Origin of the sequence: Candidatus Frackibacter sp. WG13 (genome assembly GCF_900114655.1) — a bacterium.
In the GTDB taxonomy this organism is placed as follows: domain Bacteria; phylum Bacillota; class Halanaerobiia; order Halobacteroidales; family Acetohalobiaceae; genus Frackibacter.
This window is the reverse complement of sequence record NZ_FOTT01000023.1, coordinates 19,718-34,352: the sequence shown is the minus strand read 5'-3', so window position 1 is coordinate 34,352 and position 14,635 is coordinate 19,718. Positions and strand designations below refer to the sequence as shown.

General features: G+C 33.7%; 17 protein-coding genes. All 17 read right to left on the bottom strand.

The window, feature by feature from the left end:
* Positions 1-17: 17 nt before the first annotated feature.
* The gene (locus BM077_RS11275; RefSeq protein WP_095206365.1) at positions 18-602 is read right to left on the bottom strand and encodes a TetR/AcrR family transcriptional regulator; all 585 of its coding nucleotides are present in this window, start codon (positions 600-602) and stop codon (positions 18-20) included.
* Between the two features lie 222 nt (positions 603-824).
* A complete protein-coding gene (gene deoC / locus BM077_RS11270) occupies positions 825-1,538 on the bottom strand; it encodes a deoxyribose-phosphate aldolase (protein ID WP_089750415.1) in 714 nt (237 codons plus the stop codon).
* Between the two features lie 82 nt (positions 1,539-1,620).
* Positions 1,621-2,526: a GTPase Era gene (gene era / locus BM077_RS11265; RefSeq protein WP_089750413.1), complete on the bottom strand. Its 906-nt coding sequence runs from the start codon at positions 2,524-2,526 to the stop codon at positions 1,621-1,623.
* Positions 2,527-2,577: 51 nt separating this feature from the next.
* Positions 2,578-3,033: a GNAT family N-acetyltransferase gene (locus BM077_RS11260; RefSeq protein WP_089750411.1), complete on the bottom strand. Its 456-nt coding sequence runs from the start codon at positions 3,031-3,033 to the stop codon at positions 2,578-2,580.
* A 3-nt stretch (positions 3,034-3,036) separates the two neighbouring features.
* A complete protein-coding gene (locus BM077_RS11255; RefSeq protein ID WP_089750409.1) occupies positions 3,037-3,447 on the bottom strand; it encodes a cytidine deaminase in 411 nt (136 codons plus the stop codon).
* A 40-nt stretch (positions 3,448-3,487) separates the two neighbouring features.
* Positions 3,488-4,090 (bottom strand): DUF502 domain-containing protein, encoded by a 603-nt coding sequence (locus tag BM077_RS11250; protein WP_089750407.1) that lies wholly within the window; start codon positions 4,088-4,090, stop codon positions 3,488-3,490.
* 50 nt (positions 4,091-4,140) lie between these two features.
* The gene (locus tag BM077_RS11245) at positions 4,141-5,415 is read right to left on the bottom strand and encodes a hemolysin family protein (protein WP_089750405.1); all 1,275 of its coding nucleotides are present in this window, start codon (positions 5,413-5,415) and stop codon (positions 4,141-4,143) included.
* 30 nt (positions 5,416-5,445) lie between these two features.
* Entirely contained in the window at positions 5,446-5,874 is a 429-nt protein-coding gene (gene ybeY / locus BM077_RS11240; RefSeq protein WP_089750403.1) for an rRNA maturation RNase YbeY, read from the bottom strand.
* Positions 5,858-8,038: an HD family phosphohydrolase gene (locus BM077_RS11235; RefSeq protein WP_089750402.1), complete on the bottom strand. Its 2,181-nt coding sequence runs from the start codon at positions 8,036-8,038 to the stop codon at positions 5,858-5,860. Before BM077_RS11235 ends, ybeY begins: the two co-directional genes overlap by 17 nt.
* Positions 8,039-8,061: 23 nt before the next feature.
* Complete coding sequence (locus BM077_RS11230; RefSeq protein ID WP_089750400.1) at positions 8,062-9,018, bottom strand: PhoH family protein; 957 nt, start codon at positions 9,016-9,018, stop codon at positions 8,062-8,064.
* 6 nt (positions 9,019-9,024) lie between these two features.
* Positions 9,025-10,260, bottom strand: coding sequence for a sporulation protein YqfD (gene yqfD, locus BM077_RS11225; RefSeq protein ID WP_089750398.1), 1,236 nt, complete (start codon positions 10,258-10,260; stop codon positions 9,025-9,027).
* A 14-nt stretch (positions 10,261-10,274) separates the two neighbouring features.
* Entirely contained in the window at positions 10,275-10,562 is a 288-nt protein-coding gene (gene yqfC, locus BM077_RS11220) for a sporulation protein YqfC (protein ID WP_089750396.1), read from the bottom strand.
* A gap of 113 nt (positions 10,563-10,675) precedes the next feature.
* On the bottom strand, positions 10,676-11,209 hold the full coding sequence (locus BM077_RS11215; protein WP_089750395.1) for a hypothetical protein: 534 nt from the start codon (positions 11,207-11,209) through the stop codon (positions 10,676-10,678).
* Between the two features lie 25 nt (positions 11,210-11,234).
* Positions 11,235-12,227, bottom strand: coding sequence for a flotillin-like protein FloA (gene floA, locus BM077_RS11210; protein ID WP_089750392.1), 993 nt, complete (start codon positions 12,225-12,227; stop codon positions 11,235-11,237).
* Between the two features lie 100 nt (positions 12,228-12,327).
* Complete coding sequence (locus tag BM077_RS11205; protein WP_089750391.1) at positions 12,328-13,632, bottom strand: NfeD family protein; 1,305 nt, start codon at positions 13,630-13,632, stop codon at positions 12,328-12,330.
* A 99-nt stretch (positions 13,633-13,731) separates the two neighbouring features.
* A complete protein-coding gene (locus BM077_RS11200; protein ID WP_089750389.1) occupies positions 13,732-14,178 on the bottom strand; it encodes a GatB/YqeY domain-containing protein in 447 nt (148 codons plus the stop codon).
* Between the two features lie 23 nt (positions 14,179-14,201).
* On the bottom strand, positions 14,202-14,546 hold the full coding sequence (locus BM077_RS11195) for a histidine triad nucleotide-binding protein (RefSeq protein ID WP_089750386.1): 345 nt from the start codon (positions 14,544-14,546) through the stop codon (positions 14,202-14,204).
* Positions 14,547-14,635 lie beyond the last annotated feature (89 nt).

The window sequence follows — 14,635 nt, the reverse complement described above, 5'->3', positions numbered from 1 at the left end:
ATTATCCCTCCATATTATTATTTATTATGAACCCCCTGCATAAATAAATCATAAATTATATCAACGACCTCTACTACAGATGGGTCCTTCTTTTCACTATTTAGATAATTTTCAAAACCAAACGCATGAATAATACCTAACAATGCTATTACCGCATCCTCAGCAGATATATCCTTTAAAATACCATCCTCGATTGCCTTTTGAATGACCTTCGATATCTTATCTCTATGTCTATTCCTTAATCTCCCCATCTCTAACTTAAAATCTTCATCCATTCCAGCAAAATCATAAATAATAGATTTAGCTAGGTCCTCTTCTTCTGCAAAGAAACTTAATTTTCGGAAGATAATCTCTTTAATCTGGCTTTCAAAATCTTCACCCTTCTGTTCTCCTTCATTAATTCTTTGATGAAGAGATTCGAACTTGGAAACAATTAAAGATTTAAATAGATCACGCTTATTTTCAAAATAGAAATAGATTGTACCTTTAGCTACTCCTGCTTCATTAGCGATTTCGCTAACAGTTGCTTTAAAAAATCCTTTTTCAGCAAAGACTTCTGCAGCAGCATCTAAGATCAATCTTTCTTTATCATTAAGTTCCACTAATTTACCCCCCCTCTTCTATGTACAACTTGCATTGACTGACCGTTCAGTTCATATTATATAAAAATTTTAATTCGATGTCAAGATGTTTCAATAATATTATATAAAAATTTTAATTCGATGTCAAGATGTTTCAATACTTTTGATGCCCCATTAAAAAATAAACCTTATTCCCTCTAAAAATTTCATGAGGAATAAGGTTTATTTTATCTGAGTTTAAGCTTAATATCCTTCTTCTTCACTATCGTCTTCTTCTCTTCTTTTACCATCAACAATATCAATGCCACTACTAGCACCTATTCGATTTGCTCCTGCGTCTAGCATGTCTAAAGCATCATCAAAATTCCTGATACCACCAGAAGCTTTAACACCGATAGAACGTCCTACAGTCTTACGCATCAAACTTACATCTTCTGTAGTAGCACCATCTGTTCCAAAACCAGTCGAAGTCTTAACAAAATCAGCTTTAGCTTCTTTGGCTAGTTCACAGACCTTTACTTTCTCTTCATCGGTTAAGTAACAAGTCTCAATAATTACTTTAGTTAGCACATCCTTAGTTACCCCTGCTATCTTAGTTGCATCAACTACTGCTTTAATATCTTCATAGACAATATCAAATGCTCCAGATTTAATAGCACCAATATTAGCCACCATATCTATCTCTTGGGCACCATTTCTAATTGCATTCTTAGTTTCAAAGGCCTTTACTTCCTGAGTACTAGCCCCTAATGGAAAACCGATTACTGTACATACTTTAACAGAAGTCTCTTTCAAAAGTTCACTAACTAAAGGCACAAAACTAGGATTAACACAAACTGAAGCAAATTTATATTCTTTTGCTTCTTCACACTTCTTCTTTACCTCTTCAACAGTTGTATTAGCACTTAAAATAGTATGATCAATCATCTTAGCCATATCTTTCGGTTTAATTGCCATATTATCAACCTCCAAGCTTAATCTTTAATTTTTAAATATTTATATATAACCTTATACTAGTCTTTGTAAAGAGGTACTCCAATTACCCTCGATAGCCTAACATCTTTAAAGCATCCTCCTTTTCTCTCCAATCTTTTCTAACTTTAACCCATAAGTCTAAATAGATTTGACTACCTAATAGGTCCTCTATATCTTTTCTAGCTCTTTTACCGATCTCCTTTAATCTCTTTCCATTTTTCCCAATAATAATTCCTTTTTGTGAATCTCTTTCTACATAAATATTAGCATTAATATCTACTAAGTCTCTATTTTTACGTTTCTTCATCTGCACTATCTCAATTGCTACTGCATGAGGAACCTCTTCTCTTGTTAAATACATAATCTTTTCTCTGATTAACTCAGCAATTATAAATTGTTCAATTTGATCGGTAATCATATCTTCTGGATAATATTTAGGTCCCTGTGGCATTATCTCAATCATCTTATTAATTAATTGGTCAAGATTCTGTTTATATTTAGCCGATAAAGGAATTAAATCAACGTAATCTCCTAACTGATTACCTTCTTCAATTATATTTGCTAGTTCTGGCTTCGAAATAGAATCTATCTTATTTAAGACTAAAATTATCGGTGTCTGCAACCCTTGTAACTGATTACTAATCTTCTTCTCTAACTTGCGAATCCCTTTTTGACAATCAACCATAAATAAGATTAAATCAACTTTCTTTAATGATTTGTAAGCAACATCGACCATATACTCTCCCATTTTATCTTTAGGTTGATGAATACCCGGCGTATCAATGAAGATAAGTTGAGCATCATCTGTAGTCAAAATGCACTGGATTTTATTACGAGTCGTCTGTTGTTTAGGAGTAGTAATTACTATCTTTTCACCAATTAATTTATTGATTAACGTCGATTTACCTGCGTTAGGTCGACCTATAACCGTTATGAATCCCGATTTAAACCCTTCTTTTTCATCTAGCATATCATGTTGATCCTCCACCTCTTATAAATTTAATTTTATAATCTTATAATCTTATAGATTTAACTTCATAACTAATCGTGGTTCATTCCTACCATACTCTTCGTCTCTATATTCTTCCTTTTTAAACCCAAACTTATCCTTATAAATATGATAAGCGCCTTCATTATTAGGATCAACTGTTAGTTCTACTTCTTTAAATCCAGCTTTCTGCAACCATTGTAAGACATAATCGAATAATTTACTCCCTAATCCTTGGTTCTTATATTCTGTTTTGATCGATAGGCCAAAAAGATATGCTAACTGCCGATTATCAAAATCAAGCATCACTTCCATTAATCCAATCGGCTCATCATCATTATAAAGTACAAAGACCTTACCATGATTAATAAAGGGAACTAGATGCCATTTGTTTAGTCCTCCAGAACCAAAGGCCTCTTTTTCTAATGCTACTAATTTATCTAATAACTCTTGATTATATTGTTGCAAAATTTCAATATAATAAGCCATTTTTTATTCTGTGTCCTCCTCTAGCTTAAAAGACCCCCATAGTAATTCACTAATACTCTTTATTAAAGTATCACCTTCTAAATTAGTCATAACTATCTCTAAATCATCATCACCAAATTCAGATATTACTTGGCGGCATGCTCCACAAGGCGAACAAGGTCCTTCTGTATCACCGACAACTGCTATGGCTTTTAGCTTAATCTCCCCTCTTTCAGAAATTGCTTTAAAGATAGCAGTTCGTTCTGCACAGTTACTTAAACCATAAGAAGCATTTTCAACATTACAACCAGTATAGATTTGGTCATCTTCAGTTAATATTGCTGCTCCTACAGCAAAATTGGAATATGGTACATAGGCCTTCTTTCTCGCTAGCTTAGCCGCTGCAATTAATTCTTGATAAATAGTATTATCCACTGTTGTATCGACTCCTTTCTATACTACTTTATATTTAGAATTAGCCTTCTATTCTTTTCTTATTAGGTACTACAGTACCACCAGAAATAATTAACTTCAAACCTTCTTCTACATTCATATCTAAATACGTAATATCTTCTTTTGGCACCAACACTAACATACCTGAAGTAGGGTTAGGAGTAGTGGGAACAAAGATATTAATAACCTCTTCATCGGTATTGCTTTGTACTTCTCCCATCCCTTCGCTAGTTAAAAAACCTACTTGATAGAGACCTTTACGAGGATACTCTATCAAAACTACCTTCCTAAAGGCCGTCTTATTTTTTAAAAAGAGAGCATCAATTAACTGTTGCACTGTTAAATAAATATTCCTCACCAAAGGAATCTTAGTTAATATTCTCTCTCCATAATCTATTAACCTCTTCCCTAATACATTAGTACCTATAGCACCAACCCCTAATATGAAGCCAATAGTAAGCAAAAAACCTAAACCATAGATTGATCTGCCGATCACTAATTCTACTAAGGGTCTTAAGACACCATCTACAGCATTAAAGATACTAGTTACTATGTAAACTGTTATAATCAGTGGTAATAATATAATTAATCCGGTAATTAAATAATTTCTGAGACTCTTTAACACTTCAATGTCCTCCTCTCTCCCTACCTACCCTTCTATTTCTCTTCCTCTTCCTATTTTTCATCAACTACTTCAAGCTTTTCTTTAATAATCTTCACCTTCGATATACGCCTTTGTACAGTATCTTTAACAATTAAGGTCAAATTTTCAAATTCTATCTCTTCACCCTCTTCAGGAACATATCCTAAAGTACTTAAAATAAAGCCACTAATCGTTTCATAATCCTCCTCAGGTAAATCAATATTTAAAACTTCATTAATTTCATCTATATCAACCCTAGCATCTACCAAAATCTCTGTTTCCGAAATGACTTTAATCTGTCTTTCTTCAACATCATATTCATCCTGAATATCACCAACTATCTCCTCTAGAAGATCTTCAATAGTAACCAAGCCTTCTGTCCCACCATATTCATCGAGAATGATAGCCATATGAATCTTCTCTTTTCTTAATTCAGTTAATAAACTATCTATCTCTTTAGTCTCTGGCACATAATACGCAGGACGCATAATCTTCTTAATCTCCATTTCACCATCTTGATTTAAAAAGTTTAATAAGTCTTTAGCATAAACAATTCCGACTATATTATCAACCGTTTCGTTATAAACTGGAACTCGTGAATAGCCGAGGTCAATGATCAACTCTACCAATTCCTCAATCGGTGTATTGATCTCAATACAGACCATATCTATCCTAGGAACCATAATCTCTTTTACGATTGTGTCATCAAAATCAAAGATGCTATTTATCATTTCTCTTTCATCAGATTCGATTACTCCTTCTCTTTCGCCTACATTAACAAACTTCTTAATCTCTTCTTCAGTTACAAATGGTTTCTTTTGGCGCGGAGTTCCACCAACAGCCCTAATAATAAAAGAAGTAATAACTGTCAAAATTTTAATAAATGGTGTAAGAACATAAGAAAACATCTTTATATATTTAGCTACCCATTTAGATGCTAATTCTGCATTCTGACTTGCAAAAGATTTAGGAGTAATCTCACCAAAGATTAAAATAAAGAAAGTAACTACACCAGTTGCAATCCCTACTCCCTTATTACCAAATAAATCAATAGCCAAAGCCGTTGCAATCGATGATGCAGCAATATTTACTAAGTTATTACCTACTAAAATAGTAGTTAATAATCTATCTGGTTGTTCTAGTAATTCATCTACAGTCTTAGCCTTAGAGTCTCCTTCTTGTAACATATGTTTTATCTTAACTCGATTAACTGACATCAATGCAGTTTCTGAACCAGAGAAAAAGCCAGATAGAATAAATAAGAATCCTAAGGCTATCAATTCTGCGCTCTGCAACAGATTTCCCATTTAAGCCCCTCCTAATATAAATCAAACGCGTTATTCACGATTTAAATTAAGCTTTTTAAGTACTTCTTTCTCTTTGCTTCTCATTACTTTTCTCTCTTCTTCTTGGTAGTGATCATGACCTAACAAATGTAACATGCCATGAACTGTTAAAAAACCAACCTCACGTTCTAAAGAATGATTATATTCATTAGCTTGCTTCTGAGCACGTTCTAAAGAAATAATAATATCTCCTAGTAATTCTTCATCCAAAGGAAATGATAACACATCCGTCGGTTCATCTTTATCTCTATATTTTGCATTCAATTCTTTAATATATTCATTAGTTACTAAAGCAACACTGACTTCTTTAGCATCAATTCCTTCTAATTTAGCAGTTTCATTAATTACTTTTTTGATTAACTTTTCTATTTTGGTTGTCACTTCAATCTCTTCTTGCAGATTATTAATCAGAATTTCCATTTAGGTTAGACTCCTTCCGCATCTCCTCAGCTAAATTCTCTGGGTATTCTACTCTATTATGAAAGATACCGGTCAGGACATTAACAAAAGCTGTAGCAATTCGGTCTAAATCTTTGAGTGTCAAATCTGATTCATCTAGCTGTCCTTTATCTAATTTACTCTTAATTAATTGCCTTACTAAAGCTTCAATCTTCCCAGGATTAGCCTGCACTTCCGCTTTAGAACGAACAGCAGCTTCAACAATATCGGCTAACATAACTAAGGCCGCTTCTTTATTCTGCGGTCTAGGACCTTTATATCTGAAATCTTCCTCTTGTACATTTTCGTACTTATCGTCATTCGCTGCTTCTTGATAAAAGAAAGAAACTAAACTTGTACCATGATGTTGTCGAATAATATTAGTTATATTTCTCGGTAAGCCATACTTTTTAGCCAACTCTACACCGTCTTTAGCATGAGAGGTAATGATTAAAGTACTTAAATTCGGTGATAACTTACCATGTGGATTATCCTGGCCTAACTGATTCTCTGTAAAGAAATAAGGGCGTTTAATCTTACCTATATCATGATAGTAAGCACCAACTCTAACTAATAATGAATCAGCTCCTACCTCATCAGCAGCGGCTTCAGCTAAGTTCCCTACAATTACACTATGATGATAAGTCCCTGGCGCTTCAACTAATAACTTCTTAAGTAATGGTTGATTCGGATTTGATAACTCTAATAACTTAACCGGAGAAGTAATTCCAAATGTATTCTCTAAATATGGCAATAACCCATTAGTTACTACCGCCGCAGTTATCCCGTTTAGTATACCCATCATTATTAATTTTAATAGATCTAATAAGGCAATCGGTGGACTACTTAACTCAAAAGATAAAATAGTTAAAGCACTAGCTCCACTTACATAAAAACCTGCTCTTACTAGGTCAGAACGTTGGCTTACCTTTGAAACACTATAAACACCCGCTAAACCGCCAATTACAGCTACTGCAGTCTCTGCAATCCCGCCTCCAGTTACTAAGCTTACTAAAAATCCGAGAGGAATAGTAACCATAATTGATAAGTTATAATTAACTAAAATAGCTAACAACATTGACATACCAGCAACAGGCACAAAATAAGCCGGTTTATCAATCGGAAAGAAGGTCATTATCTTGGCAAAAAGCAACATTAAGATAGGTAAAATACCTAATAGTGCCACTACTCCTTCATCATTTACTATATCAGAATAATACTGTGACACATATATCACAAATGCACTCATAAAGATAAATACAATTAAAGATAGGCCTAAAATAGCAAATACATTGACCTGCTTATGTCGTAGTCCTAATACATTTAAAATTTGAATATCTTCCTTTGTGACTACTTTCCCATGCCGAATGATTACTTCTCCTTGATGGACAGTCTTCTTAACTGGTTTAACAGCTTCTCGAGCTTTTTTCCTTCGTAGAGTTGTTGCTTCTTTATTTAAGACTAAATTAGGTCTAATTAAATTACTAGTTAGTTCTTCAATTACATATTTATAACGATTAGTTATCGATAAAGCTTGAATATCTTGCTGAATATGTTCTTTTACTTGCCCTATAGCATCACTCTTGATTCCTCTATTTAAATATTTAGTTATGATTTGATTAGTCTCTTCTTCCACATAATCTAAAGTTTTAGCATTAGCTTGTAATAAATACTTAATTGCTTTAGCTGAAACTTCGGCTTCAGTTTTAGCCTCAATCTTTTCAACCTTTTTTGACAGATCCAATGTATTCTTCTCTTTAATATCTTTATTCTCGTTTTGTTCGCTTTTAATCACACTATTATAACTTCTGACTGTTGTAAAGAAATTATCTAATCTCTGCTCTATATCATCTAAGACTGTTGCTTCTTCAACATATACTTTAGAAACAGAATTTGCTGCCTTCTCTCTCAACTCTTTAGTTCTTTCTTGGTCTACATATTCAATCGTTTTAGGTGCTACTATATCTCTAGGACTAACTTGTCCTACTTTTAAATTAACTTGATTAGGTATAAAGTCTATAGTCAAAATTAAAGTTAAAATAATAAAGACTACAATCCCCCAAATCCATCGTTTAGTAACAATATCCTGGGAAAGCTGTAGATCACTAACCGAAAACTTATCTTTAATATCATTTAAAAAACCCATTAACCACACTCCTTAAGCTGCTATTAGACTTTTGATTCATATGCTTCGATAATCTTTTGAACTAATCGGTGTCTTACAACATCTTTATTAGTCAAATAAACAAATTCAATCCCAGAAATACCAGCCAAAATCTTTCGTACTTGATTAAGCCCGGAAGTCTTTCGGCTCGATAAATCTACCTGTGTTATATCACCGTTAATTACTGCTTTAGAATTAACTCCTAGTCTAGTTAAGAACATCTTCATCTGAGCCGAAGTTGTGTTCTGAGCCTCATCTAAAATTACAAAAGAATCTTTTAATGTTCTTCCCCGCATATATGCTAAAGGAGCAATTTCAATAATCTCTTGTTCTAAGAGTTCATCTACTTTCTTTGGCCCTAATACTTCATACAACCCATCATATAAAGGTCTTAAATAAGGGTCAACCTTCTCTTGTAAATCACCAGGTAAGAAACCTAAATTCTCTCCTGCCTCAATAGCAGGTCTAGTTAAGATTATTCTCCGTACTTGATTGGTTATTAACGCATTAACTGCCATTACTACGGCTAAATAGGTCTTCCCAGTTCCAGCTGGACCAATTCCAAAAACAATATCTTGATTACGAATAGCATCAATATATACTTTCTGACCTATCGTCTTTGGTTTTATCTTTCTTCCTTTATGGGTCACTTGTACTATATCAGAATATATCCTATCTAAATTGAATTTATCTTCAACTGCTAATTTAATAGCATACTCCATTTCTCTTTCATCTAAGCTATGTTCATTAGTTACAACTTTACTTAATTCTTTAAAAAGCTTAACTACCTTTTCAACTTCTCTTTCATCATCACCTTCAATTTGAAGATAGTTGCCTCTAGCTAAAATTTCTACATCGAATTCTTCCTCTATCAACTTTAAGTTACGATCTCTTTGCCCAAAAATACGCATTGCTACTTCATTATTAACTAATTCTATCTCTTCTTGAATCAATACTGCCATTACCTCCTACTGAATATTTTCTTGTAACGCTATATTCTCTTTTGTAGTAACTAAAGCTTTAACTCTAACTATATTATTCTCCTCTTGATTAGTAGATATTAGTTTTAAATCTTTATCTAATATGACTGCATCATCATCAAGTTGAGTTAATACCTTTTGTAAAGCACGTTCCTTAGCTATTTTTTTTGCTTCAGCTAAACTTCTCTTCTCCGAGAATTCCTTGATTTTTATATATCTTCTTCTAATTATTTCGATAGGAAGATCAATATTCCTCCATGATGGTAAAGATTTAATCGTCTTCTCTACCTTGAAATAGACAAAAGGCGGCTTTTTAGGTCCAAAAATATGAAACTCCTGGTCTTCATACTTAATACTAAAGCTTTCTACCACATCGGTAGTCTGTTGTTGATAATAATCGGTTAAATTTACTTCTCCATAACTTTCATACCATACTTTAGCCTTAACTATTCCTTTAGCTACTACTTTCTCTATCTCAACCGGGTCTAGGTCTTCTTCATTTGCAACTTCTTCTTGTACTTCTGGTTCTGAATAATGCTTAATAGTACCACTAATTAACCTATCTCCTGCTTGCACTATAGTACCTTCTTCAACTACTGCTTCTCCCTCTAAAACGATTACTTCTGTAATTAAGCCTGATTTTTCAGCTACTAAATCGATAGCTTGCCCTTCAATATTCTGTCCTTCAACAGTAGTCTTCTCTACTAAATCTATTAATAATTTAGTTCCGTTAACCTTAACATCTACCCAAGCTACTTTCTCATTTTGATTAATAAGGTCTTCAACTTCTTCGGTATTTAAATTATACTTCAACATCCCATACTCAAAACCTGCTTTATTTAATAAAAAAAAGATTTCTTCTTCTTTTATATCCTCCAAACCATTAAGCTCTACAGTCCAAATGAATGATGATAAGATATAAATTGTGATGACAGCTACCACTAAACCAATTACCAAAGCATTTCTTACTTTTAACTTCTTTAAAAAAAATGGAAGACCATGTCTAGACCTTATTCTTACTGTGCAATCGGCTCTACGAATAGATTCTCTTATTCTTTTAAAATCATCCGCAACTAATTTAGCTAAGTAATGATCATCCACCTCCTTAATATCCCAAATAATAAAGTTGCTCCTAATTAAATAATTAATCAGTTTTTCTTTCTGACAACCTCGAATTTGAATTACTATATACCCGCGTAATAAATATAAGATTTTAAAGAGCATAATTAACACTTCCTCTAATGATATTTAAAAATAACATCTTGAATATGACCTTTGATTTTAACTTCAACCTTAGTTAATTCTTCGATCATTAACTCTTTTCCAGAAATAAGAACCTGTCCCTTATGAATTCTAATTCTTATTAAATTTTCTTCGTATTCAATGATACCTTTATGATTCTCTAAATGAAATTCTATGTTACCAACCATAGATATATGAGGTAAATCTAGCACTACATCCTTAGGCAATTCAAAAAGATTAGCAAATTTATTCTTAAGCTTCTCTTTAAGACTTTTATCTGGCAAGCGAATCCCTCCTAACCACTTCTTGTATTAAATTTATGTCTTAAAAATCTAATCATTACTAAAAACGAAAAAAACACTGACTATTATTAGCCAGTGTCTGTTTAAAATTATCATTATTCATTTCGATTAAGTTTAAAGCGGTATGGTCTCTTAGCTCTAGGAGGCTTTAATACCTCTGCTAACACAACCCCTTGCTCTAGCTGCTGTCGACCTAAATTATTTATATCTATTTCTTGATTCTTTTTATATTTGGTAGATTCCCTTTTCTTCTTAACCTTCTTCAACTTCTTTTTAGCTCTAGCTTTCTTTCTTCTTGCCTCTTCTTTTTTAGCTTCAATTTCTTTCATATCTATCTCTTGGTCTTCAAATAGTTCTTCGTACTTTTCTTGTTGGCTCAAATGTTTATGCTGGTTTGTAGAATTAGATTCCTTTAAGTCACCTTCTATTTTCTGGCCAGATTTATCTAGTCTTGAAGGATTCAACTCATCTAATTTTGCAGACGTTGGTCTCTTTTCTATTGAATTTGGATTTTTATCTGCAGATTGATAAGGAAAGTCTGGTTCTTCATATTGATTCTGCATCTTCTTAATTAAAGCTACTACAAGGTTATATCCAAAATAGAGGATTATCAGAACTATAAGTTCCACTTAAATCCCTCCTAATAAATCATTCTTAATTATCATTAATCTTTTCTTCTCTTTTACCATCATCTTTACCTGAAATACTTTCGCGCATCTCAGTATCGGCTTTAATATTCTGCATATTCATATAATCCATAACGCCCATCTTCCCTTCACGTAAGGCTTCAGCCATAGCTAATGGTACTTCTGCTTCCGCTTCTACTACCTTCGCTCGCATCTCTTGTACCTGCGCTTTCATCTCTTGTTCCTGAGCAACCGCCATTGCTCGTTTCTCTTCAGCTTTAGCTTGAGCTATCTCCTTATCTGCTTCTGCTTGGTCAGCTTGTAATTGAGCACCGATATTCTTACCTACATCTACATCAGCTATATCAATAGAGAGTATCTCAAAAGCTGTTCCTGAATCTAGCCCTTTATCTAAGACTGTCTCTGAAATAGAGTCTGGATTCTCTAATACTTTAGTATGCGCATTAGCTGAACCAACTGTAGTAACAATTCCTTCTCCTACTCTTGCTAAAATAGTCTCTTCACCAGCTCCACCAACTAAACGCTCAATATTAGCTCTAACAGTAACTCTAGCGTTTGCCTGTACCTGAATCCCATCCATTGCTACTGCCGTTACCATTGGGGTCTGAATTACTTTAGGATTAACACTCATCTGTACTGCTTCTAATACATCTCGCCCGGCTAAGTCTATAGCAGCTGCTCGCTCAAAAACCAAGTCAATATCTGCTCTTTCAGCAGCAATTAATGCATCAACTACCCGGTCTACATTTCCTCCGGCTAAGTAATGTGCCTCTAAACGATCTGTTCCTAAATCTATTCCAGCTTTATGTGATTTGATCATAGGCCTAACTATATTCGCTGGTGGAACTCTTCTTAGTCTCATACCAATTAAAGTCCCAATTGCTACTTTAACCCCGGAAGCCCAAGCAGATAACCAAAGTCCAACCGGAATAACATAACTGAATAATAGGAAGAAACCAACAACCAATATCAAGATTAATATAATAGGTATTCCATACATTTTAATCACTCCTCTAAGTTATAAGAATATTATCAGCTAAATAAGGTCGTTATACTCATTCGATTTTTTAAATTGTCAATTGTTAATCGTCAATTGTCAATTATAATTTCCTCACCACTATCCGCCTCCCTTGTACATCAACTACTTCAACTTCTTCGTTAGCAGCTATAAATCCTCCTTCTGTAACTACATCTAACCTCTTCTTATCAATTTCAGCTATTCCAGCCGGGCGCAGAGGTGTAATCGTCTGTCCAGCCTTCCCTATTAATGTTTCATCAGATTGATTACTAATATATCCTCCTTCTTTACTCTGTCTTTCAGAAAGTTCAATGCGACTCCAAGCTGTACTACTAATAAAGTATTTCAGTGCAATGATTATTCCCAAGATACTAGCTATACTAGAAATAGTGATTACATAGATAGCCACTTCTTTATTTTCAAAAGTAAAGAAGAGACTACCTAAAACAGCAATAATACCTCCTAGCCCAGTAATCCCAAAACCAGGCACTACTAAGACTTCTAGAGCCAAAAGTAAAACTCCAACTATAAAGAGCAAGATTAATCCAAAACCTGTTGCTCCAGCAATTAATCTCCCGGTAAAATATAGTCCTAATGATAATAAACCAATACTCCCTGCTGCTCCCCAGCCTAAGGTAATACCCTCAATAATTAAAGATAAAAAACCAACAGTTATCAAAATAGTACTGACAGCTGGATTAGAAGTAAATCTAGCTAATTTCTCTTGTAGATTAGGATGAAGTTGAATTATTTTAGTATCAGGATAGCCACCTTCTGCTAACGCTTCTTCTTTACTATTAACCACCTTATTTATAAATTCTATTCTAGCTGCTTCCTTAGCAGTTAGAGTTAATATTTCTCCTTCATCTACTAAGCCTTCTATCTCTAATTTTGCATCTACCATTGCTGCTGCTAACTTATCATCTCTACCTGTCTTTTCTGCTGTAGTCTGAAATTCCTTTCTAAAAGCCGATACTATCTTGGCATCTTTGGGTCGAGGTTCAGCAGCCCCTATGCTACTACCTGAATTCATATATACCTTATCACTAGCAATAGTAATCAAAGCCCCAGCTGACCACGCTCTATTCTCTACATAAGCAATCACAGGTAGCTTAGTATTTAAGATACTATCTCTAATATCTGTAGCTCCTTTCACCAAACCACCAAAAGTATCAATAGTTAATATAATCGCCTCTACTTCTTCTCTTTCTGCTTGTTGAATACCACGAGAAATAAACTTAGCTAAACCTAAATCAATAGTACCTTTAACCGGAATCTCATAGACAATTGGCTTTTTTGCAATTGCCGGTGATTGCAAAAAAAGACCTGATACTATAAACATTAAGATAGCAATCAGTAAATACTCTTTCTTAATTGACCGAAGCATTACTTGTCAACCCTTTCCAAACGTGCATTTTTTCACTACTTGCTAATATAAAACACTCGGTACTAACTTAGTACCGAGGATAAAATTTCTTTTATCAAGTCAAGCTTGTAATCTTTCTTTAACTACTTTATTGACTTCATTTCCGTCAGCTTTCCCTTTTACCTTAGGCATAATTGCTCCCATTACCTTACCCATATCACTCATATCTACCGCTCCTATCTCATTAATCGTTTCTTCAACTAAGTCCTGAATCTCTTCCTCTGATAATTGCTCAGGTAAATATTTATTCAATATTTCGATCTCTTCTTCCAATTCAGCTACTACATCATCTTTTCCTACTTTTTCATACTCAGGAATTGAATCTCTTCGTTGTTTAACCTCTTTAGCTAAAACAGCGACTATTTCATCATCAGATAGGTCCTTTCTTTCATCTATTTCTACATTCTTAATTGCTGCTCTAGCCATCCTAATTACTGATAGTTTCTGTTTATCTCCTTCTTTCATAGCTTCTTTCATATCAGTAAGTAATTCTTCTTGCAAAGACATACGCCTTTACCTCCTTTAATAATTTAGCCTGGTGGCCATTGTAATTGTCTACCACCTAATAAGTGAAAATGCAAATGAAAAACTGTCTGTCCTCCATCTTCATTACAATTATTCACAATTCTAAAACCGTCTTCAGCAATCCCTTCATCAGTTGCTAATTGATTTGCTACTTGATATATATGTCCAATTAATTCTTTATCTTCTGCTTCTAATTCTAAAGTTGTTGCGATATGTTTTTTAGGAACGATTAGGATATGCACCGGTGCTTGCGGTTCAATATCTCTAAAAGCAACTACCTTTTCATCTTCATATATTATATCACTCTCTATTTCATGATTAGCTATTCCGCAAAAAAGACAGTCTGACATAAACTTCCCTCCTTTTATTCGTAATTAGTTTTAATATATTCTTGATTAGGATTAAAAAGTCCTTCTTTATTGGTAAAATTAACCATTTA